General features: G+C 50.5%; 20 protein-coding genes. 17 read left to right on the top strand and 3 right to left on the bottom strand.

The genetic code is table 11. From position 1 onward, the window contains the following. Positions 1-35: 35 nt before the first annotated feature. The 13 genes from L1N85_RS08320 to L1N85_RS27105 all read left to right on the top strand — a co-directional run bounded on the left by L1N85_RS08320 (position 36) and on the right by L1N85_RS27105 (position 12,435). Positions 36-1,103 carry an NAD(P)-dependent alcohol dehydrogenase gene (locus L1N85_RS08320; protein ID WP_235237077.1) on the top strand — a complete coding sequence of 356 codons (1,068 nt, stop codon included), beginning with the start codon at positions 36-38 and terminating at the stop codon, positions 1,101-1,103. Next, positions 1,100-2,107 carry a zinc-dependent alcohol dehydrogenase family protein gene (locus L1N85_RS08315; protein ID WP_235237075.1) on the top strand — a complete coding sequence of 336 codons (1,008 nt, stop codon included), beginning with the start codon at positions 1,100-1,102 and terminating at the stop codon, positions 2,105-2,107. The genes L1N85_RS08320 and L1N85_RS08315 overlap by 4 nt, the downstream gene beginning before the upstream one ends. A 96-nt stretch (positions 2,108-2,203) precedes the next feature. Then, positions 2,204-4,327 carry a BglG family transcription antiterminator gene (locus tag L1N85_RS08310; RefSeq protein WP_235237073.1) on the top strand — a complete coding sequence of 708 codons (2,124 nt, stop codon included), beginning with the start codon at positions 2,204-2,206 and terminating at the stop codon, positions 4,325-4,327. Next, positions 4,324-6,168 (top strand): PTS sugar transporter subunit IIA, encoded by a 1,845-nt coding sequence (locus tag L1N85_RS08305; protein WP_235237071.1) that lies wholly within the window; start codon positions 4,324-4,326, stop codon positions 6,166-6,168. Before L1N85_RS08310 ends, L1N85_RS08305 begins: the two co-directional genes overlap by 4 nt. Positions 6,169-6,194: 26 nt before the next feature. Then, on the top strand, positions 6,195-6,452 hold the full coding sequence (locus tag L1N85_RS08300; RefSeq protein WP_235237069.1) for an HPr family phosphocarrier protein: 258 nt from the start codon (positions 6,195-6,197) through the stop codon (positions 6,450-6,452). A gap of 141 nt (positions 6,453-6,593) precedes the next feature. After that, a complete protein-coding gene (locus tag L1N85_RS08295) occupies positions 6,594-8,267 on the top strand; it encodes a glutamine--tRNA ligase/YqeY domain fusion protein (RefSeq protein ID WP_235237067.1) in 1,674 nt (557 codons plus the stop codon). Positions 8,268-8,334: 67 nt separating this feature from the next. Continuing rightward, on the top strand, positions 8,335-8,931 hold the full coding sequence (gene mobA / locus L1N85_RS08290) for a molybdenum cofactor guanylyltransferase (protein WP_235237065.1): 597 nt from the start codon (positions 8,335-8,337) through the stop codon (positions 8,929-8,931). Positions 8,932-9,171: 240 nt separating this feature from the next. After that, positions 9,172-9,678, top strand: coding sequence for a GNAT family N-acetyltransferase (locus tag L1N85_RS08285; RefSeq protein WP_235237058.1), 507 nt, complete (start codon positions 9,172-9,174; stop codon positions 9,676-9,678). 89 nt (positions 9,679-9,767) lie between these two features. Then, positions 9,768-10,829, top strand: coding sequence for a histidinol-phosphate transaminase (gene hisC / locus L1N85_RS08280; protein ID WP_235237051.1), 1,062 nt, complete (start codon positions 9,768-9,770; stop codon positions 10,827-10,829). A gap of 154 nt (positions 10,830-10,983) precedes the next feature. Next, a complete protein-coding gene (locus L1N85_RS08275) occupies positions 10,984-11,589 on the top strand; it encodes a TetR/AcrR family transcriptional regulator (protein ID WP_235237049.1) in 606 nt (201 codons plus the stop codon). Positions 11,590-11,595: 6 nt separating this feature from the next. Then, a complete protein-coding gene (locus L1N85_RS08270) occupies positions 11,596-11,967 on the top strand; it encodes a DMT family transporter (RefSeq protein ID WP_235237047.1) in 372 nt (123 codons plus the stop codon). Positions 11,968-11,969: 2 nt separating this feature from the next. Then, positions 11,970-12,293, top strand: coding sequence for a DMT family transporter (locus L1N85_RS08265; protein ID WP_235237045.1), 324 nt, complete (start codon positions 11,970-11,972; stop codon positions 12,291-12,293). A gap of 13 nt (positions 12,294-12,306) precedes the next feature. Then, entirely contained in the window at positions 12,307-12,435 is a 129-nt protein-coding gene (locus tag L1N85_RS27105) for a hypothetical protein (protein ID WP_268818197.1), read from the top strand. Here L1N85_RS27105 and L1N85_RS08260 read toward each other — a convergent pair. Next, entirely contained in the window at positions 12,432-12,641 is a 210-nt protein-coding gene (locus L1N85_RS08260; protein ID WP_235237044.1) for a hypothetical protein, read from the bottom strand. The genes L1N85_RS27105 and L1N85_RS08260 overlap by 4 nt on opposite strands. 275 nt (positions 12,642-12,916) lie before the next feature. Beyond that, positions 12,917-15,979, bottom strand: a complete 3,063-nt coding sequence (locus L1N85_RS27550) for an FAD-dependent oxidoreductase (protein ID WP_328285188.1) — start codon at positions 15,977-15,979, stop codon at positions 12,917-12,919. A 354-nt stretch (positions 15,980-16,333) separates the two neighbouring features. Between L1N85_RS27550 and L1N85_RS08245 the strand changes: the two genes are divergently transcribed. From L1N85_RS08245 to L1N85_RS27545, 3 genes are all read left to right on the top strand, one after another. Beyond that, on the top strand, positions 16,334-16,753 hold the full coding sequence (locus tag L1N85_RS08245) for an RrF2 family transcriptional regulator (protein WP_235237042.1): 420 nt from the start codon (positions 16,334-16,336) through the stop codon (positions 16,751-16,753). Positions 16,754-16,826: 73 nt separating this feature from the next. Further along, the gene (trxA, locus tag L1N85_RS08240; protein WP_235237040.1) at positions 16,827-17,138 is read left to right on the top strand and encodes a thioredoxin; all 312 of its coding nucleotides are present in this window, start codon (positions 16,827-16,829) and stop codon (positions 17,136-17,138) included. A gap of 153 nt (positions 17,139-17,291) precedes the next feature. Then, entirely contained in the window at positions 17,292-19,676 is a 2,385-nt protein-coding gene (locus L1N85_RS27545) for a YcdB/YcdC domain-containing protein (RefSeq protein WP_235237038.1), read from the top strand. A 251-nt stretch (positions 19,677-19,927) separates the two neighbouring features. Here the strand turns inward: L1N85_RS27545 and L1N85_RS08230 are convergent, their stop codons facing one another. Further along, positions 19,928-20,071, bottom strand: a complete 144-nt coding sequence (locus L1N85_RS08230) for a hypothetical protein (protein WP_235237036.1) — start codon at positions 20,069-20,071, stop codon at positions 19,928-19,930. Positions 20,072-20,280: 209 nt separating this feature from the next. Here L1N85_RS08230 and ychF point away from each other — a divergent pair, with 209 nt between their 5' ends. Then, positions 20,281-21,381 carry a redox-regulated ATPase YchF gene (gene ychF, locus L1N85_RS08225; RefSeq protein ID WP_235237034.1) on the top strand — a complete coding sequence of 367 codons (1,101 nt, stop codon included), beginning with the start codon at positions 20,281-20,283 and terminating at the stop codon, positions 21,379-21,381. The last annotated feature ends 152 nt before the right edge of the window (positions 21,382-21,533 follow it).

Below are 21,533 nucleotides of genomic sequence, written 5' to 3'. Positions count from 1 at the left end.
CATAAGAGATTTTACCTTGATAAGGGAGATGTCGTATGGATAAGAAAACAATGAAAGCGGCCGTACTCGACCGCCCGCTGACGATTGCAGTGAAAGAGGTTCCGGTCCCGCAGCCCCGGCAAGGCGAAGCATTAGTCCAGGTGCATTGCATCGGAATTTGCGGCTCCGACGTGCACTATTATGAGCACGGCCGGATTGGGCGATACGAGGTGAAACAGCCCATCATTCTCGGTCATGAGCTCGCAGGCACGGTCGTACAGGTTGGTACCGATGTGACGAATGTAGCGGCGGGAGACAGAGTTGCGGTGGAGCCTGGCGTTGCTTGCGGACGCTGCGAATATTGCAAAGGGGGGCGTTATAATCTGTGTCCGGACGTCGTATTCATGGCGACGCCCCCGGTGGATGGCGCTTGGGCGGAATACGTTGCCGTTCGCAGCGACTTTCTCTTCAAGCTGCCGGATTCATTAAGTTTTGAAGAAGGTGCTTTGCTGGAGCCGTTGTCGGTAGGCATTCACGCTATGGCGCGGGGGAAAGCAAAGCCCTCCGACCGCGTTCTCGTAACCGGACTTGGCCCGATTGGCTTGCTTGCGATTGAGGCTGCTAAGCTGTATGGCGTAAATGAAATATACGGCAGCGATGTGCTGGCCGGCCGCAGAGACATGGCCGTGGATATGGGGGTTAACGGTGTGCTTGATCCCGCAGCGGACCTTCCGGTGAAGGAACAGCTCCATCAGCTTACGGGCGGAGCGGGCATTGATATCATTATCGAGACGTCCGGCAGCGGACGCGCAATAGCGGATAGCATCGGACTTGTCAAACGAGGCGGCCGCATCGTATTCGTAGGCTTGCCCGCAGCAGATGCCATTCCGATTAATATTTCGGCACTGGTGGATGCGGAGCTTGATGTCTATGGCGTGTTTCGTTACGCGAACACGTATCCGATGGCTATTCAAGCCTTAAGCGGGCGAAAGAATGGCGTGACCAAAGTGATTACGCACGCCTTCTCTCTCGATGAAATTGAACAAGCTGTAGAAACAGCAAGAACGCAAAAGGAAACGAGCACAAAAATCATGATATATCCGAATGGAGAGATAAAGCCGTGAAAGCATTAGTCATTGAAGGACCGCGTAAAGCCGTTATTAAAGAAGTACCGTACCCTGCGCCGAAGCGCGGAGAGGTTACGATCCAAGTGAAAAATGTCGGCATCTGCGGAACCGACTTTCATATTTTTGAAGGCGAATTTATATCCCCTTATCCGATTATTCCAGGCCATGAATTTTCCGGTGTTATTTATGAGGTGGGAGAAGACGTATCGGGCTTTCAAGCAGGCGATCGGGTGAGCGCTGATCCTTCGTTATTTTGCGGGAGCTGTCAATTTTGTCTGACTCACCGCGGCAACCAGTGCGAGAATTGGGGAGCGCTTGGCAATACTGTTAATGGAAGCATGGCGGAGTTCGTATCGGTGCCTGCCGGCAATGTTGTGAAGCTCCCGGATAAGATGTCGTTCGAGGAAGGCGCGTTTATCGAGCCGATGGCATGCGTCGTTCACGGGATGAATCGTTTGCAGTTGCAAGTGGGCAACCGGGTGCTGCTGTTCGGCGCAGGTGCGATGGGCCAGCAGCTGATTCAGTCGATTGCAAGAGCGGGAGCATCCGAGCTCGTAGTCGTTGATGTCGCGCAGGAGAAGCTTGACCTTGCCTTGCAGTATGGCGCGACCAAGGGCGTGCTGAGCCGGAATTTGGAAGCCGAGCTTAGCAAGGACAACTATCCGTACGGCTTTGACGCCGTCGTAGACGTGACCGGCATTCCGGCCGTGATCGAGAGAGCGCTGGACTTTGTCGGACCGGCGGGCAAATATTTGCAATTCGGAGTAACGGCAGATCATGCGAGTATTCGCATCAATCCGTTCAAGCTGTATAACAAGGATTGGACGCTGCTCGGCTCGATGGCTATCAATCATACGTTCATCCCTGCTTTTAACTGGATCAAGGAAGGCCGTATTAACTTGAATCCATTAATCTCCAAGACGATCAGTCTTGAAGAAACGATTGAATTTCTGGAGAAGCCGAAGGCTCCGGATTTGATGAAAGTACAAATTAAGCTGTAAGAAGCGAAGGACAGGCCGGTATCTAATGTAAACAGTAGTCAATAATGATTTGTGGATTTATAATAAAGCTAATTCAAGAAATGGCGGTGGTACGTCGTGGCGGGGCCGAGCTCAGCATTCAATTCCAGGCAGAAGCAAATCTTGGCGCTCCTCCTGCAGTCCGCATATCCGGTCACTTTAAAGGTAATGTCCGAAGAGATCGGGCTCAGTATACGTACCATTCAAAGGGAATTGGAAGGGATAAGCGAACAGCTTGTCCCTTTTGATCTGATTTTTGTCAAAAAAACCGGTGTCGGTTTAAGTATAGAAGGAAGCGAGACGGCGAAAAAACAGCTGCAGCATTTGCTGTCCGTCAGTACGTCTTCAAAAAATTTCTCCCAGGAGGAGCGCAGGCATCTGCTTATTCCCATGCTGCTCTACAAGCGGGAATGGACGAAGCTCTATTATTTCAGCAGCAAGCTGAAAGTGACGGAAGCGACGATCAGCAACGATTTGGACAAGCTGGAGCCTTGGTTCGAGAAGCATCGTATTCAATTGGTGAGAAAGCCGGGCATAGGCGTATGTATCGAAGCCGATGAGAAAAGCATTCGCGGCGCGATTATCGACCATTTGTACCAGCATGTCTCTCAGGAACAGCTGATGGATATTTTATCTTCCTACTCGTTTCGGGGCCAGAGCAAGCTGGAGCTTTCGATTCGCAATCAGCTGCTGCATTTTATCGACCCCGCAATTGTCAATGATATCGAACATATCGTGCAGCGCAGTGAAGCTCAGCGAGGATACGAAATGACTGACAGCGCTTATGTCGGCTTTGTCGTGCATATCGCGTTGGCCGTGCAGCGGATTAAGAGCGGGGAGCGCATCGCGATGGATGCCGAAGCGCTGCATAAGCTGCAGTCGACCCGTGAATTCAAATGGGCTCGGCAAATGGCGGAAGAGCTTAGCATTCAGCTGGATATTACAATTCCTGAGGATGAAATGGGATACATTACGATGCATCTTCTCGGTGCCAAAGGAAAACGGCTGCTTCTATCAGAGGATAAGCAGCGCGAATCGAGCGGGGAATTTTATGTCCATCGTCTCGTCCGCATAATGGAGAATGAGCTCAAGATAACGTTTGATAATGATCATTCCCTGAACGAGGCGCTTCTTGTTCATCTGGAAGCGGCGATTAACCGAATCCGTCTTCACATGGAAATCCGCAATCCGCTGCTGGACCATATCCGCGAGACGTATCCTGATATTTACCGGGCTGCACGCAAGGCGTCGCTTTTCTTGCAGGAAGAGCTTCAGGCAGAAGTGCCTGAAGAGGAAACCGGCTATTTGGCCATGCATTTCGGCGCGGCTATTATGCGTGCCAAAACGAATACGCCGCAGCGCTTTCAAGTGCTGCTGGCGTGCAGCAGCGGCATGGGAACCTCGAAGCTCCTTGCCGCGCAAATCGAACGGAATTTTCCGCATATTCACATTATAGATACGGTTTCCTTGCTTCAATTGGAGTCGGCGCTGCAGAGAGGGGGTCCGATCGATTTAATCATATCGACGGTGCAGTTCGAGCATGAGAAGCACCGCGTCGTGGTCGTCAATTCCTTTTTGAAGCAGGTGGATATTGATCTTATCAACATGCATTTGTATAGTTTGCCGCTTAGTAGCGGCTTGGTTCAGACAGAATACATCGAAATCGAGGACACCGTAATGACCGTGAACCGTTATGGCGAGGGCGTTGTACAGCTGACTAACCATATGTTTTTTGCCGACCGGCTTGAGGCTTCATCGAAGCTTGCGGTCATCAAGAAATCAGCGGCTTTGGCTGCGCTGAAGGTGCCTGCCATTCATGAGGACCAATTGGTACACGATCTGCTTCAAAGGGAAGAGCTTGGCGGTATTGTGCTGGAAGCAAGCGGACTGTCTATGCTGCATTGCAGGAGCGAAGCCGTGCCGGTACTGATGGTAGGGGTGCTGAGGTTTATGAAGGCCGTGCCTTGGAGCAGTGCCGGCAATGACTCTTTGGTGCAAACGGTGCTGCTGCTGCTGGCTCCGCGAACCGCCCCGAAAGAGCATATTGAGACCATTGGGGAGATTAGCGCTATGCTGATCGAGGATGATTTCGTTGATAAGCTAATAAGGCAGGAGTTCCCTTCCCTTCAGAAGGAATTAAAATCGGTCATCAGCAGGGGCTATATTAACAAGACGGGCTCCTTCTTCTGGGGGAAACGATGAATCGGATCAATCGTATCGGCCGATTTATGAGCAATCTCGTGTTTCAAAATATAGCGGGATTAATCGTACTGGGCTTGATACGCGTACTCTTCAGCGAGCGCGGCTGGTTTCCAGTACCTGCTATTGATCAAATTTTAGATCCGACCCTGAAATATTATTTGCCGATTCTGTTCGCCTTTACGGGAGGGCGAATGATCGGCGGGCATCGCGGCGGCGTCATCGCTTCTTTCGTGATGATGGGGATGATCGCGGGAAATACCTCAGATTATAGTATGCTGATGCCGGCCATGGCCATCGGTCCCTTAGCGGGCTTTATTATAGCGCGAACGGACCGGTGGCTTGCAGAACGCATTCCAGTCGGCCTTGAATTGTTATGCTATAACTTTGCTGCAGGCTTAATCGGCGCTTTGTTAGCGTTAACCTGTTTTTTCGTGGTGGCGGATTGGTTCGTAATTGGGATGCACATCATTCAAGTTGGCGCTGAGCTCGTGCTTGCTTCCAATTATTTGGCCTGGGTGGCTTTAGCTATCGAGCCGGGAAAAGTGTTATTCTTAAACAACATTATAAATCATGGAATTCTTGAGCCGCTTGGCATCCATCAAACGAAGGAAATCGGACATTCGATATTTTTCCTGCTGGAATCCAACCCGGGACCCGGTTTCGGTCTCCTGCTTGCCTACTTTTTGTTATTGAAAGGCAAAGAGAAGGATAATGCCCGATCTTCTCTGTTGATTCAAGGCATCGGCGGCATACATGAGGTGTACTTTCCTTATGCGCTGATGAAGCCGGTGCTTATTATGCCATTGATTGCGGCAGGACTGACGGGCAACTGGGTGTTCCAGCTGCTGCAAGCAAGTCTCGTCGCTACGCCTTCTCCAGGAAGCATAATCTTACTCATGATCATGGCGCCGAAGGGGATGCAAATACCGGTGTTAAGCGGCGTGCTGTCATCTGCGGTTATCAGCTTCTTTGGCTGCTATTTTATTTTAAGAAGACAGCAGAAGGCACCAGCGCCGGTCAGTGATGCCATCATTCTCAAAAATACGCCTGAAGGTGATATCCAATTGTCTGAACAGCCCCGATCGCAAACGATTCGAAAAATATATTTTGCCTGCGATGCGGGTATGGGGTCCAGCGCGATGGGCGCCGCTTTACTTCGCAAAAAACTGAAGCAGGCGGGACTTTCCGTCGAGGTTGGCAACTGCTCGGTCGATGAGATTCCGCAGGATTCCGATATGGTCATTTCGCAGGTGCAGCTGACTGATCGAGCAAGAAAGGCGACGCCGGGGCTGCAGCATTTATCGATCAATACCTTCATGGACGCCGGCTTCTATGATGAGCTTATTCTCCAATTGCAAGGGATGGCGCTGAGAAGAGGCCATGCGCCTCAGCCGGAGAGCGGCGGAAGCGGGGAACTGTTCACGGAGAAGCATGTTCTGATTGGAGCGCAAGCTGAGGATAAATGGCAGGCTGTGAGACAGGTTGGGGAATTGATGGTCGGCTTGGGCCTGGTTAAGCATGCTTATATTGCTTCGATGATCGAACGGGAGAAGATGCTGTCGACCTTAATCGGCAATGGAGTAGCCATTCCCCATGGAGTGGATGTCCCGGAGAATGCCATCGTTCGTACAGGCATCGTTATCGTTCAATATCCGGAAGGAGTGGATTTCGATAATGGGCAAAAGGCTTATTTGCTTATCTCGGTGGTAAGTGCCGATCAGCAGGGTGAGCTTATGTCCCGCGTCGCATTTATGATCGAGAATAAGGACATGGTGAAAGCGCTGGTGCAAAGCGAGTCAGAAGAAGAGGCCGTCCGGATCGTTCGTATATATTTACAGTAACAAAGGTAATGGCAGGAGGGATCGGTATGTTCATTTGTGAGGTTATCATAGAATGTCAGTCCGGTCTCCATGCCCGGCCCGCCAAGCTGCTGGCTCTTGCCGCGCAGCAGTTCAGCGCGGAGATCAAGATTCAGTTCGGCGAACGTCAGGCTTTAGGCAAAAGCATTATCAGTCTGCTGCAGCTGGGGGCTCCAAAAGGCGCCCTCCTGCGTATCAGCGCAGAGGGCGAAGATGAGATTGAAGCCGTCAAGTCGCTGGGCGATATGGTTAAAGCGTTCGAATAGAGGAGCAATGGTATAGACAGGATGATCCTAAACAGCAACCACTAGCGGGCTGCTGTGTTTCCGATAGTTAGTATTATATTTTCATGGGATTTTGTGTATTATAAGAGGATAACTATTTTCCGTGGGAAAGGGTGGTCGCAGATGGAGAACGCAGTAGAAAATAAGTCCTCATCCTCGAATTTTATTAAAAACATCGTTGTCGAAGATTTGAAGAGCGGCCATGTGCAGGAGGTTGTCACTCGCTTTCCGCCGGAGCCGAACGGCTATTTGCATATTGGTCACGCGAAGTCGATCTGTTTGAACTTTGAGCTCGCCGATGAGTTCAAGGGCAGAACGAACCTTCGGTTTGACGATACGAATCCGCTGAAAGAAGATACGGAGTACGTGGAATCCATTCAAGAGGATGTCCGCTGGCTCGGCTTCGAGTGGGACGAGCTTCGTTTTGCGTCGGATTACTTCGAAGAGCTCTATAACCGTGCCGTCTTGCTGATTAAGAAAGGCAAAGCCTATGTCTGCGATCTGAATGCCGAGCAAATGCGCGAATATCGCGGCACTCTGACCGAGCCGGGCAAGGAAAGTCCTCACCGCAGCCGCAGTGTGGAGGAAAACCTGGATCTGTTCGCACGCATGCGCGCGGGCGAGTTCAAGGACGGCGAGCGCGTGCTTCGCGCGAAGATCGATATGGCTTCGCCGAACATTACGCTGCGCGACCCTGTCTTATACCGTATCGCACATACGCATCATCACCGCACGGGAGACGCTTGGTGCATCTATCCGATGTATGATTACGCGCATCCGCTGAGCGATGCGATCGAAGGCGTCACGCATTCGATTTGCACGCTGGAATTCGAGGATCATCGTCCTCTATACGACTGGACGATTGCGGAATGCGAGATGGAAGCGACGCCTCGTCAGTACGAATTCGCTCGTCTGAATGTAACGAATACGGTCATGAGCAAACGCAAGCTGAAGCAATTGGTAGACGAAGCTGTCGTAGACGGCTGGGACGATCCGCGCATGCCGACGATCAGCGGACTCCGCCGCAAAGGCTATACGCCTGAGGCGATGCGCGCGTTCTGCCGCGAGATCGGCGTTTCGAAGAGCAACAGCCTCGTGGATGAGCGGAACCTGGAGCATTTTATAAGGGAAGATTTGAAGCTGAAGGCGCTGCGCACGATGGCGGTCATTCGTCCGCTGAAAGTTGTCATTACGAATTATCCGGAGGGTCAAACGGAGCTGCTGGATGCCGAGAATAACGCCGAGAACGAAGCGATGGGTACCCGTCAAATTCCGTTTTCACGCGAGCTTTACATCGAACAGGACGATTTCATGGAGAATCCTCCGAGCAAATACTTCCGCCTATTCCCGGGAAATGAGGTTCGCCTCAAGCATGCTTATTTTATCACTTGCCATGAGGTCATCAAGGATGCGGACGGAAACGTGGTTGAGCTGCATTGTACCTATGATCCGAAGACGAAGAGCGGCTCGGGCTTTAACGAGCGCAAAGTAAAAGGCACGATTCATTGGGTCGAGGCATCGCAAGCGGTTGCCGCGGATTTTCGGTTGTTCGAGCCGCTGATCACGAGTGAGGCGGAAGAGGAAGGCAAGCCGTTCCTTGAGTGCATCAATCCGAACTCGCTGGAGGTGCTGCAAGGTTTTGTCGAGCCTAACATGAAGGATGCCGCGGGCGGAGATAAGTTCCAATTTTTCCGTCACGGATACTTCAATGTCGATCCGAAGGACACGACGGCCGAGAAGCTGGCATTCAACCGGATCGTATCGCTGAAGAGCTCATTCGACCCTTCCAAAGCTTAATCAGCTGCCTGCCGGGCTTCATACACTCGGCAGGCTTTCTTTCTATATAAGAGGAGGCGGGATTACGGTGCAGCATAATGTTCATGGTTTGATTTTGGCTGGCGGCCAAAGCTCGCGGATGGGGTCAGACAAAGCGTTGCTGCCAGTGGGCGGGACAGCACTTCTATACCGGCTTGCTTCGCAGCTCTCTGAGCTGACCGATTCCGTCATCATTTCAGTCGGATCGCGAGAGCGTGAAGTTTTGTATCGTGAGGCATTGGGCAACTTGGCGGAGCAAATAAGCTTCGTTGCCGACCGATATCCCGGCTGCGGACCGCTTTCGGGCTTGCACGCGGGATTATCCGCTGCTCGCAATGGCTATGTTTTCGTCATTGCCTGCGATATGCCACAGCTGTCTGGGGCGCTGTTTGAGCAGCTTACGACGCATATCGAGAGCGGAGCCGATGTCATTCACTATGAGGGGCAGCCCTTTCACGCGCTATATCATAGCCGGACAGCGCCGGTCATTCAAATGTCGCTCGAGGAACAGGATTATCGTGTAATGGGCTTGCTTCGTCGGCTGCATACGGTCGAAGTCGAAGCTTTGGACGACGGCTTGTCCTCCATGTTTACGAACTTAAACACACCTGATGACTACATGAAGTACGTGGCCGAAAAAAAGTAAGCTGCTATATGATTATCGGTTTCCTCATGTATTATCCAGAATGAAAAGCTGCTTTTGCTATTCTTTGCTCCACTATCCCATCGGCTCAGGAACGATCCTAAAGAAAACTGAGCTAAGGGGATAGTGGAGCAAAGCAGAAGGAGCCCTATATGCAGCTTTCTTCGAAGCGATAAATCAGGTCAATGAAACAATCGAAGGCAATTATACGTTCAAGGCACAGAAAAGCAAGAGGTGACAAATATGCACAATAAGCAGCCTTATGATATCATCGACGCACAGCTTAGCGACCTGAATCATATCGTCGACATATACAACTCAACCATCGCGAGCCGGATGGTTACGGCGGACCTGGAGCCTGCGACAACGGAGAGCAAACGAGCGTGGTTCGACGGCCATTCACCGGATTTTCGTCCATTATGGGTGCTTCGAACGGAAGACGAGATTGCGGCTTGGTTTAGCTTTCAATCGTTTTACGGCCGTCCGGCTTATAACGCGACCGCGGAAATCAGCATTTATATAGCGGAGAAATATCGCTCTCGCGGACTCGGCTCCGTGCTGCTCGAGAAAGCGATCGGGGAGTGCCCCCGTCTTAAGCTGAATACGCTGCTCGGGTTTGTATTCGGGCATAACGAGCCTAGCTTGGCGCTGCTCCGCAAATTTGGCTTCGAGCAGTGGGGACATTTGCCGAAGGTAGCGGTGCTTGACGGCGTGGAACGGGATTTGATCATCGCGGGGAGGCGCGTATGAAGCGAACGCAGCTTTAAAACCTATACCGTTCCTTTTGTGTTAAAATAGATGCAATTCGTGCAATGGTGAAAAGGAAAGGAAGATGAATATTGAGTAAGTTTTGGAGTCCGCTGACTGCATCGCTGGTGCCCTATGTGCCTGGCGAGCAGCCGAAGGATAAAACGTATATCAAGCTGAATACGAACGAAAATCCTTATCCGCCTTCCCCGAAGGTTATTGACGCAATTAAAGCCGCTGCAAACGCCGATTTGCGCCTTTATCCCGATCCTACCTGCGAGGGACTTATACAAGCTGCGGCCGCTTATTACGGTTTGCCTGCGCAGCAGGTGTTCGCAGGCAACGGTTCGGACGAAATATTGGCGTTCGCTTTCGCAGCCTTCTTCGACCCGGCCAAGAAGCTGCTGTTCCCGGACATTACATACAGCTTCTACAAAGTGTACGCGAAGCTTTACGGTCTCCAAACGGAGCTCATACCGCTGGACGAGCAGTTCAACGTGCAGGTAGACCGGTTCCATTCCGATAATGGAGGCGTCATTATTCCGAATCCGAATGCGCCGACGGCGCAGTTGCTCCCGCTTGACGAAATTCGCGCTCTGCTCGAAAATAATCCGAATCAAGCGGTCGTTATTGACGAGGCTTATATTGATTTCGGCGGGGAATCCGCGGTGCAGCTCATAAGTGAATATCCGAATCTGCTTGTCGTGCAGACGCTCTCGAAATCGCGTTCCTTGGCCGGTTTGCGCGTCGGATTTGCATTCGGCAGCGAGGAGCTGATCGAGGGGCTCAATCGGATTAAGAATTCATTTAACTCCTATACGCTGGACCGTCTAGCTCTGGCTGGAGCGGTCGCTTCCTTCGAGGATGAGGCTTACTTCCGGGAAACAACCGCGAAGGTAATCGCAACTCGCGAACGTGTCACGGAGCAAGTCATTAGCCTAGGCTTCAAAGCAACGGAGTCGAAAGCGAACTTCGTGTTTATCTCGCATCCGTCCATTGCGGCAAAAGGGATTTTCCAGCAGCTGCGCGACAGAGGGGTGCTCGTTCGCTACTTCGACCAGCCGCGAATCAATGAATATTTGCGCGTCAGCATCGGTACGGATGAGGAAATGGATGCCTTAATCGCGGCGCTGCGAGAAATTGCAGGGTCGTAATGGAGGAATCGGGGACTGTTCTCTTAAGGCTTACGCCATAGAGGATGGTCCTTTTTGGTGTTGACATTTTGGTCGATTCGTCCTAAAATAACGTTTAACTAATGTTCGTTAGTCAAGGGAACGGAACGGATGAAGCTTCACGGAGGTGACGATCATGAATGCAAAAAATTCCACGGCGGATCGGATCAAGCAGGCCGCGCTTAAGATGTTCGCCGAATCGGGCTATGAAGGTGCCTCGCTGTCGGAGATCGCAAAGGAGGTAGGCATTAAGACGCCCTCGATCTACGCTCATTATAAGTCGAAGGAGCAGCTGTTCCTGCAGCTTATCAATGAAGTGATAGCTGAGGAAAGACAACAATATACAGCGATGCTTGAAGCGGTCAGGGAAGAGCCTGCTCACCGCCAGCTCTACCGATTATTTGATTTTTTCACCGATCTTAGTCATTTAACGACGGGACAGGCGTTCTTGAAGCGTACGATTCTTGTGCCTCCGCGGCATTTGCGCGATCGGCTGAGGCAGGATTTTTTGCGGTATGAGCATGAGCTCTCGGACGGTTTGCTGAAAGTATGGCGCAAGGGAGCGGCAGAGGGGATCTTTCATTCGCAGGACGAAGAGCGAATGTTAGCGGCTTTTTACGTGTGCGTGGATGGTTTGCTAGTGGAAAATCAATTATATGAAGAAGAGCTGTACGGCAGCAGAAAGCAAATGGTTTGGTTATCATTATGGCAGCTTTGGACGTTGACAGCGAGAGAGGATTGAATAGCGATGCAGTGGGTATATTTGCTGTTAGCCGGCTTCCTGGAGATCGGCTGGACATTTGGACTGAAATATTCGGAGGGCTTCACGCAGCTGGTGCCAAGTCTTATTACGGTCGTATTGCTAACCGCCAGCTTCATGCTGTTCGCGCGGGCGATACGGACGATCGAGATTGGAGTCGCGTACGCGATGTTCACGGGAATCGGTACGGCAGGTACGGTCATTGCCGGTATATTCGTGCTGAACGAGCCGGCCGATTTTTGGAGGTTATTTTTCATTACGCTGCTAGTAGGCGGTATCGTCGGCCTGAAGCTGGTATCCAAGGAAAAGTCGGCTGACGATAGTATGGGCATTCAAGAAGTCGAAAAGGCAGGTTCTTAATCATGGCGTGGATTTTCTTAATCATATCGGGCTTGGGCGAGGTAGGCGGCATAACGTTTATCAAGCTGTCCGACGGCTTCAAACGGTGGAAGGGGACGGTTGGCGCAATCGTCGCCGGCTTCATAAGCTTCTATTTTTTATCGAAGGCGCTGCAGACGATACCGATAAGCACGGCTTACGGGATATGGACGGGAATCGGTTCAATCGGCAGCGTCGTGCTGGGGATGCTCGTGTTCGGGGAATCGCGGGATTGGCGCAAAATGCTGTTTCTGTCGATGATTATTGCAGGCGTCATCGGACTTAAGGTAGTGAGCGGCGGTCATTAAGGATGATTTAAGCATGCGGACTGAGGGAGAGGGGCGCAAGGCCGTTCGTCTTAATCGTGAAGCCAAAAGCAGCGGCTCCCGCCAAGGGGGCCGCTGCTTTGCATTGCCATGCTCTGGTGAAACCGTTGCGGACTCGCATTAATGCTCCTCGTCGAAAGCGTCCAGCAGCACTTTTGCCTGGTCGGCGTCCTTCTTAAGCACATGAATCCGTTTTAAGGAATTGCCCTCAATGGTAATCTTGGTTTTTAAGCCGTTTGCTTTAAAATGCGCCTCCAGACGGTCTATAAGCTCCAATCTAGAGCCGCCCTCCGTGCGAACAGCAACCCAACGATTCCAAAATAGCGCCATTTTCACTCACCTCCTAAAGTTTTACAAAGTAAAACTCGCTTCGAAAGCAAGAGCTTCCTTTACAAAGTAAAACGGGATTCAGAAGTACGCTATATGTTTATTCAGCAGGTAGGCCCAAACATGACAAACAAAACGAATTCTGTGAATATGACAGGCCATCGCGGTTGAAGCTGCATAGGCAGCGGGAAGGATCGCTAAACCAAAACAACGAACCGGCCAAGGATAGTCCCTTGACCGGTTCATTGTTTTGGTTTGAGATGGCCTCTTCCGTTATTTTACTCGTAAACAGTCATGGCATAATACTCGACTACATCTCTAATCAGCATAAACGATTCGCCATTCGTAATGGCCGACTGGTCTGTAATGGCGTCGATTGTTTCCTGCATGATCCAGCCGCGGCCCAGCATCTCGTCAAGCGTTAGTGCGCCGACGTTCGCGGTATCGATCGCATAGGCGATGGTTAGAATCGCTTGTGACAGTGTTAAAGGCTGATCGATTGCATTTGGGATATTCGTAATAGCTGCGTCAGGATCCCCTGGGAAATAATCCGGATGCAGCTTCATCACATTGAGCAATTTGAAAACGTAGCGCTCTGCGTTCGATGCGGCGTCCAGTTCAAAGTTGCTGTTGTCATAGGCGCCGCTCGTATTCATCATGCTCACAGCGGCAATCAGCGCTTTGTAAGCTTTGTGCTTCGTATAGGCCAGCGGTTCGAAATCATTCATCTTAAGATCCATGCCCTGCTCCTCCAGATGGGAACGAAGGCGGACAATAAGCTCTTCGGATTTTGACAGCTCTCTCACCGTAATGCCGTTATCGATGGCAAGCTTCACGGCTGCTCCTGCCGCTTCTGCGGTTGCCATTCCAAGCGGGATAACCCGCGCGCTGCCGTGCGGCATAGAATCGAAGCTGGCCGCTCTACCGACGATAAGCAAATCATCGACCTTCAGCGGTACGAGCGTCCGGAATGGAACGCCATATTGCAAAGGGGACATCATAATAATGCCCTCGTCCTTATAATGCGCGCTTTGAATGTCGACATCGTAGGAGCCGTAAGCAATCGCATCCCAGTGATCGCGATTATCCATCACGTCGGCCATCGTCAGACGATATTCCCCTTGGAAGTGACGCGATTCCCTGATATACAGCTCATCCGCCGTGCCTGCAAATTCAAGATCCTTGAATTCGGCGAATGTTTTCTTTAAATAATCAACGATTCGCGGGGCTTCAGCGCGTCCAACCTCCAATGCCGCTTCGACTGATTTCGGATCAAGCGGATCGACATTGAAAATATGCATCGCATTAATCAGAATCGTATTGTCGTTTTGCCTGCCGATATTGAGGCCGCGCATCTTGACGCGCTCCGGATCGGACGAGACGTAATCCTTGGCATCCGGGAAGCCCCAGCCGCTCATGGAATCTACGCCGGATAACTTGTGCTGTCCGAAGGAATTCCAAATTTGCTGAGTGACGCCGCTCAGCTTGAAGACGAGCGTTGCAGCCATTTGCGCCTCGGGCCTGTTTAGATCCTCGCGTCCGATCGTGAAAGGCGCTCCGGCAGCAGCGGCAATATCGCCGTCCTGCGTTGCATCGATGACAGCCTGTGCCAGTATGCTTTGCTCCGTTCCGTCTTCCTTCACGATACGAAGACCGTCAATCGACGCGCCTCCGCTGCTGCTTGAACCCATGATCGGCGCCATGCTTTGCACCTTCATGACCAAATCGATATTAGGTTCGTTGGAGACTAATTTATAAAATGCGTTAGCAGCTGTATTCGTATCGAAAGAGGTACCCTCTATATGATCGTACAATTCCTGAAATATGCCTTTGTTCAAAAAAATGTGCTTGCCGGGAATTGCTGATTTTATCGGCGAATTATTATTATCGAGTGTATTGAGTCCGCCGACGGTCATAAGCCCACCGAGTATTTCCCGGTTTTTGCCGTCAACAAGAAGTACCTTTAATCCATTGCGGGCTGCGGATACGGCGGCTGCTATGCCTTCAGGATCCGTTCCTGCAACGATGACATCATAAGTTTCATTAACCGTTTCTTCGGAAACCACCTCGATTAAAGGCTGCCGCTCATGTGTATTTTCCGTTTCGGCCGATTTGATCCATACGCCGATCACGACGGAAGAAGCGAGAATGACGATAGCGGCGCCTGCGGTAATCATTTTCTTTTTGGTGATGTGCAGCTTATTTTTAGCCCCTGGCACATTGCCGAACACGATCCAGGAGAAAGGAATGAATCTCGCCGTTAATGCGACCGCAGCCCATGATGCGATAAGCATAAACAGCCAGCTTCCTAAATAACTGAAATGGGCCACCCACGATATGCCGAATTGCGGCATGTATCGATCGTATATAAAGGACAGGAAAAATAAATGGATGAGATAAATGCCGAATGACAATTGGCCCAGCCGGTATAACGGTTTAGCAACGAAAGACGGAAAGCTGCGGTAGATCAGGAAAGCAGCCTGTATAAGAACCAAAGCGGAAAAGATGGAATGAAAATTCCATAAGAATTCAAATAAAAGCGAATTGTATTTTATTTCAAAGGAACGGTTATTGTAATAAATGGTGACATGAGCCAAAGCGAGTCCCAGCCAAGCCAGCCATACAAAGGTCCAAGCCGTGATGCGGTAGCCGTTGGCGTTTTGCTTATTAATGATCAGCCAGTTTTTAATCTTCGGGTAATAAATGCCTAATGCGGCCCCTAAGAAAAAGAAGGAGAAATAGGACAGCGACCAGCTTCCCTTATTCGCAACCTGCCAATAGTATTTATTCATTAATACGAAGCCCCATTGAAGAGCGAAACCTATCGGAATCAACCAATGAACGAGCGGGCGCCATTTTTTTGCAAGCCAAAGCACGATTGGAAACAATAGATAGAATTGAATGCTAATATAAACAAAATATAGATGCGCGAAAGCTTTGCCTGTGCTCAGCCTCTCCCAATAATTGCTTAAAGAATCGTAGGATAAAAGCGGAAGGTCTGCTAGAAAGCGTCCTAAAACAAAATAAAAGGTTGAGAACACAATATATGGAATAATAATATAAAGAAGCCGTTTCTTATAAAAACCCGTAATCAGCTTGCGGTCAACCGGACGGGAATAGTAGCTGTAAAATAAGACAAAACTGCTTAATAATATAAAGGTAGGCGTTCCGAACTTCATGAAAATATTTACAAAATTATAAAAGAAATAATAGCCTGATTCTTTCATGGAACCAATAGCAGAGGCGCTTGCGTGAACAGAAAGAACGCCAATAATAGCCAAAACTCTAACGAGCTGAAGCTCTGGAATGTGCTCATTTTTTTTAGTCGTGCTCGTATTCATAATCAAACCTTTCCTCAACAGTTATAGTGTTGAACAACATTTCGATGTTAGCATTATAAAGGAGGGTTTGCAACAATTTGAGCGCAATCTATTATGTCCATTTTTAGCGGGTTATATACATGCGCGAACGAAAGACATTGAAAGAAGAAGAAACTATTAATTTCAATAACTTCTTGGTTATACCAATATGAATTTATATATAATAGAATATTTTTGAAAATAAACCGGGATTGATGCAGATGAATAAGGTCATGGGACTTGTCGCAAGCTAGATATGGGATTTGACTGCCTGACTGTTGACAAACGTAACTGTAACTGATAAAATTACAGTACCAGACAGGGAGGCCGTATACAGTGAACAGCGAATTTACAATTGCCGTACACAGTCTCGTTTACTTGGCTTATTTGCCGGAGAGAATGGCGAGCAGCGACATGATTGCCGAGAACGTAGGCACTCACTCCGCACGCGTTCGGAAGGTGATGAGCGGTTTGCGCCGCAGCGGTTTTGTGGATACGCGCGAAGGCTCAGGCGGCGGCTACAGGCTGACAATTGATCCGAGCGTGGTGACGCTGGCCGATATTTACCGCGTAATGGCGCAGGGCTCGCTTATCCCGAGCTGGTGCTCGGGCAATCCGGAGATGGATTGCTTAGTAGGATCGAATATGAATCAGGTGATGTTCGGTATATTCTGCACAGCGGAGAAGCAGCTGGAAAGCCATTTTAGCGCGATAACGATTGAGGATGTATTGCAGCAGATTCACGCATGCGGTTAGCAATTGATGTTTCAACGAACGGTGAGACGGGTATTCCCTTAATCATACACATTGTTTGGAGAGGATGATTGTAATGGCAGTAGCATTGACGAAAGATAACTTTGCACAAAGCGTTGAAAACGGCGTTGCTCTTGTAGACTTCTGGGCACCTTGGTGCGGACCTTGCAAAATGCAGCTTCCAATCGTGGAGGAACTCTCCACTGAGCTTGCAGGCCAAGCGGTAATCGCGAAAATTAACGTCGACGAAGAGCCTGAATTAGCATCTCAGTTCGGCGTTATGAGTATCCCGACGCTAATTTTGTTCAAAGACGGCCAACCCGTTGACAAGATGGTCGGCGTTCAAAGCAAGGATGCTTTGAAATCGAAAATCTCCGGTCAGATGTAAGCTATACCGCTTTTGGCATAATCGTAAAATATCGTCTGCCGCTCAGCAAAGGCTGAGTGGCAGGCGATATTTTTTTTGCTTATTGTGCAACTTCGCAACTTTAATGCGCGTCTAATTCATGTATATATTGGAAAAGCATTGGAGGGTGAAGCGGTGAAGAAGAATAATCGAACGAAGCTTGCGGTTATGCTTTCTGCAGCTATGCTGATGAGTGCCTTGCCGGCTGCGGCATTTGCTGAAAGCGCCAACAAATCTATCAGGACGGGCGATGCGGGACAAACGTTATTTTCATTGGAAGGAGACGCTATGGCAGATCCGTCTGGAGTAATGGCCGATGCGGACGTAACGAAGGAACAGGCAGAGGCGCTCGCAAGAAAGTATGTCAGCATTCCGAAGGAATTTACGCTCCAGGGAGCCAACTTCTCGATGGATGTGCTGGCTGGAGGCAAACGTAACGTTTGGGGCCTTGATTTCGTAAAGAAGGCGAACGGCAAACATGTCGGCAGCATTTACGTGCGCATTCATGCTGACAGCGGGCAGCTTCTTGAATTTAATTCTTACATGGATAACCCTTCGGCAAAGCCTGCATATCCGCTAAAGGTCGAGCGTGAAGCGGCAGGGCAAATCGCTCTGGATTTCATTGGCACGGTGGCAGGCGGCTATAAGAATCAGATTCAATATAATCCGGATTACGGGGTACAGCTGCTCCCGCCGCTGACAGGCGAGGTGCGGCACCTGCTTCGGTACGATCGTTTGGTCCATGAAATTCCGTACGTCGATAATTTCATCGAGCTTGAGGTCGATAGCGAGGGCCATATTACAAGATATTCCTTCCGGTGGGACGATACGGTGAAATTCCCGAAGGTAGATTCGAAGCTGACGCCCGAACAAGCCAATGAGAAGCTGCGCGCGACGGCGTCTCCGGAGCTGTCTTATCTTTTGCCGTACAAAACGCAAGGGAAACGCGAGCCTTTGCTCAGTTACGGCCTGCAGCCGATTGCCATCGATGCGGCTACTGGAGAGGTGAAGGACCAGTCGAAAGAGAGCTATTTCAGAGGCGGAACCGTATCGGAAAAACCGGTTACGGATAAGCCGATAGGTGAAGAGCCGAAAGCGGGCAAAGTAACCGAGAAGCAGGCAGCCGACGCCGTGAAGACTGCGTTCAAGCTGCCTGCAGAAGCGGAGCTGAACAGCTCGAACTACAGCGAGAGCCATAATGAGGGCAGCGGCGGGACGGAAGCCTATTGGTATTTGAATTGGAGCATCAAGAAGGACGGGAAGGATGCAGGAGGTGCTTCCGCTTCCGTTGACGGCCGTACGGGTGCCGTTCGCAGCTTCTATATTTACAATTATAATAACCCGCCGCAGACAAGCGGCCAGAATATGACGCTCGAACAAGCTTCGACGCTCGCCGTCGATGCGGTGAAGAAGCAATTGCCTTGGCTGACGCATGAGCTTTATTTCTTCAAGCCGGATCCGAAGCAATACGAGGATATGAACGGCGGCGAGAGCCGGCAGTACTATTTCAGCTTCGTGCATAAGGTGCATGGCGCTGCGGTACAGTACGACAGCATCAACGTTTCGATAGATTCAAGTACGGGAGATGTGGTCAATTACGACGCTTATATTTCGGATTTTGCCTATCCTGAGAAGGCGCCGAAGCTTATTTCGAAGGACAAAGCGGTGGACAGCTGGTTAACGTATTACCGCACACAGCTAACCTACCGCCTTGTTCAGCAGTTCTCATGGAACGGACAGCCGATCCCGATCGAGAAATATAAGCTTATGGTGGCGTCAGGTGAAATCGAAGCGGACAATGTGAAGACGATTACGGAAGCGGAGCTGGTCTATCGCCTGGTGCCGCGCCTTATCGATGAATCGGTAGTGCTTGACGCGGTGACGGGAGAATGGCGCAATGAACGCACGGGCGAAGTCACGCAGCTGGAGAAGCCGAAGGCGATGGACATCGAGGGACATTGGGCGCAGCGTCAGCTGGAGCTGATGGTCGCTTACAAAGCGCTTGATATCAAGGACGACAAGGTTCGGCCGAATGAAAAGGTAACGCGCGGAGAGCTGATCAAGATGCTCGTTCTTGCGAGAAACAGCGGACAAACGTACGGTCTATTATCCATGGCGGATCAATCGCAAATGAAAGCTTCCTTTAACGATGTCTCTGCGGATTCCAGCTATTTCGTCTATGTGGAAAGCGCCTTGGAGCAGAATCTGATTGATGTAGGCGACGGCTCCTTCAATCCCGAGGGCAAGGTATCCCGTGACGAAATGGCCGAGCTGATCGTGCGGGCGCTTGGGTACAACGCGTTGGCCAATTACGATGATATTTTTAAATCCTCATTTGATGATTCGGCACAAATTACGAACAAAGGACAGGCAGCGATCGTCGTCGGCTTGAAAATCATGACCTTATCGAACGGCAAGTTTCTGCCGGCGAAGGAAGTGACACGCGCCGAAGCGTCCGTCGCGTTCTTCCGCTATCTGCAGTCGCGGGCCGAGCTTCAGGAAGCCCCGATCCGGATGTAGTACTCAGGGACCTTACCGCGCACTCTGCGGAGAGAGCGCATATATATAGTAAGAAGAGTTTGGCAAGAGCGTAAAAGTTGCTGAAATACACGGCAGCGGTCCGGGCAAGCCAGTTCAGAAGCTGGCAGCACCCGGACCGTTTATTTGTTGGTTATAAGGGACAGAGGAGAGTTATTTTATAAAAAGATACTCTCTCGTCCCTTTTAATGCTCGGTTCTTCCGCGCACATGCGGTTTTCTTAGACAGGAAGACTAATCGGTTTTTTTCTTCTTTGTGGAAAAGTTCGTAACGGATTTGGCATCCTCCAAGTTGTCGTTAACGAAGGCCATATCCTGATTCTTTGCTTTCATGTTCGTTGTGCCTTTGTAGTTGCCTTTGTGCGTTTGATTTTCCATGAGGTCACTCCTTAAAAGTTTTGTGAGAAACAAACGTATTTCCAAAGCATTGGCTTAAGCTTTGTGCAGCATGCTTCGGCAGCGTATGCCTCGGTAGTATTTCCCCGTCCGCGCTAACCATTCCGAACCGCGGCACTTTCAATGTGGGGGGCACTGGGGTATAATAGCTGGAGCTATTTATTTTCGGGAAAATAGGGGTGTCTTATAGCATGGCATTGAAAGCTGGTATCGTAGGTTTGCCGAACGTGGGCAAATCTACATTGTTTAACGCAATTACACAAGCAGGCGCGGAATCCGCAAATTATCCATTTTGTACGATAGATCCGAACGTTGGCGTTGTTGAGGTGCCGGACGAGCGTCTGGACAAGCTGGTTGAACTGGTCGTTCCGAAAAGTATCGTTCCGACGGCGTTTGAGTTTGTCGATATTGCCGGTTTGGTAGCTGGCGCGAGCAAGGGCGAAGGACTTGGCAACAAGTTTTTGGCGCATATCCGTGAGGTTGACGCGATCGTGCACGTGGTTCGCTGCTTCAAGGATGACAATATTACGCATGTATCCGGCAAAGTAGATCCGATCAGCGATATCCAAACGATTAATTTGGAACTGATTTTGGCCGATATCGATTCCGTTGACAAGAAGATCGAACGCTCCCGCAAAAACCTGAAGGGCGGCGACAAGAAGGTTGCTCAGGAAATCGAAGTGCTTGAACGTATCAAAGAAACATTGTACAACGATCAGCCTGCCCGCAGCGTGGAACTGAGCGATGACGAGAAGCTGCTCGTTCGCGATCTGCATCTGCTGACGATGAAGCCGGTTCTGTATGCGGCGAACGTGAGCGAGTCGGAGGTGGCAGACACAGACGGCAATGAGTACGTGCAAAAGGTGCGCGAATTCGCCGCTTTGGAAAATGCGGAAGTAGTGCCGATCAGCGCGAAGGTGGAATCCGAAATTGCCGAGCTTGAGGGCGAGGACAAGGATATGTTCCTGGAGGAGCTCGGCATGTCGGAATCAGGCCTTAACCGCTTGATTCGCGCGGCATATAAGCTGCTTGGCTTATATACTTACTTCACGGCCGGCGTACAGGAGGTTCGCGCTTGGACGATTCGTAACGGCACGAAGGCGCCTCAGGCTGCCGGCGTCATTCATACCGATTTCGAGCGCGGCTTCATTCGTGCCGAAGTCGTAGCCTACACCGACCTCTTAGCGGCCGGCTCGATGGTAGCGGCACGCGAGAAGGGGCAGGTTAGGCTTGAGGGCAAGGAATATGTCGTGCGCGACGGCGACGTTATCCATTTCCGTTTTAACGTATAAAATAATTCGAGACAGTTATGGCCCTGTGAACGCAGCTATGCGATTGCGGGGCTTTGTTGCTGAGGCTTCACGAAGGGGGCGGCCTTTCCGCCCCTGGTGTCACCATTCGCGATTGACGGGCATATGAAGTGGATAACGGGTAACGATTGGTT

This window comes from Paenibacillus alkaliterrae (assembly GCF_021532375.1).
In the GTDB taxonomy this organism is placed as follows: Bacteria; Bacillota; Bacilli; order Paenibacillales; family Paenibacillaceae; genus Pristimantibacillus; species Pristimantibacillus alkaliterrae.
This window is presented reverse-complemented; position numbering and strand designations above follow the sequence as displayed.

Coding starts and splice junctions, on each gene's coding strand:
- ychF (WP_235237034.1), top strand. CDS start 20,281: ATGGCATTGAAAGCTGGTATCGTAGGTTTGCCGAACGTGGGCAAATCT.
- trxA (WP_235237040.1), top strand. CDS start 16,827: ATGGCAGTAGCATTGACGAAAGATAACTTTGCACAAAGCGTTGAAAAC.
- L1N85_RS08230 (WP_235237036.1), bottom strand. CDS start 20,071: ATGGAAAATCAAACGCACAAAGGCAACTACAAAGGCACAACGAACATG.
- L1N85_RS08295 (WP_235237067.1), top strand. CDS start 6,594: ATGGAGAACGCAGTAGAAAATAAGTCCTCATCCTCGAATTTTATTAAA.
- L1N85_RS08320 (WP_235237077.1), top strand. CDS start 36: ATGGATAAGAAAACAATGAAAGCGGCCGTACTCGACCGCCCGCTGACG.
- L1N85_RS08265 (WP_235237045.1), top strand. CDS start 11,970: ATGGCGTGGATTTTCTTAATCATATCGGGCTTGGGCGAGGTAGGCGGC.
- L1N85_RS08260 (WP_235237044.1), bottom strand. CDS start 12,641: ATGGCGCTATTTTGGAATCGTTGGGTTGCTGTTCGCACGGAGGGCGGC.
- L1N85_RS27105 (WP_268818197.1), top strand. CDS start 12,307: ATGCGGACTGAGGGAGAGGGGCGCAAGGCCGTTCGTCTTAATCGTGAA.
- L1N85_RS08305 (WP_235237071.1), top strand. CDS start 4,324: ATGAATCGGATCAATCGTATCGGCCGATTTATGAGCAATCTCGTGTTT.
- L1N85_RS08300 (WP_235237069.1), top strand. CDS start 6,195: ATGTTCATTTGTGAGGTTATCATAGAATGTCAGTCCGGTCTCCATGCC.
- L1N85_RS08270 (WP_235237047.1), top strand. CDS start 11,596: ATGCAGTGGGTATATTTGCTGTTAGCCGGCTTCCTGGAGATCGGCTGG.
- L1N85_RS08275 (WP_235237049.1), top strand. CDS start 10,984: ATGAATGCAAAAAATTCCACGGCGGATCGGATCAAGCAGGCCGCGCTT.
- L1N85_RS27550 (WP_328285188.1), bottom strand. CDS start 15,979: ATGAATACGAGCACGACTAAAAAAAATGAGCACATTCCAGAGCTTCAG.
- L1N85_RS08285 (WP_235237058.1), top strand. CDS start 9,172: ATGCACAATAAGCAGCCTTATGATATCATCGACGCACAGCTTAGCGAC.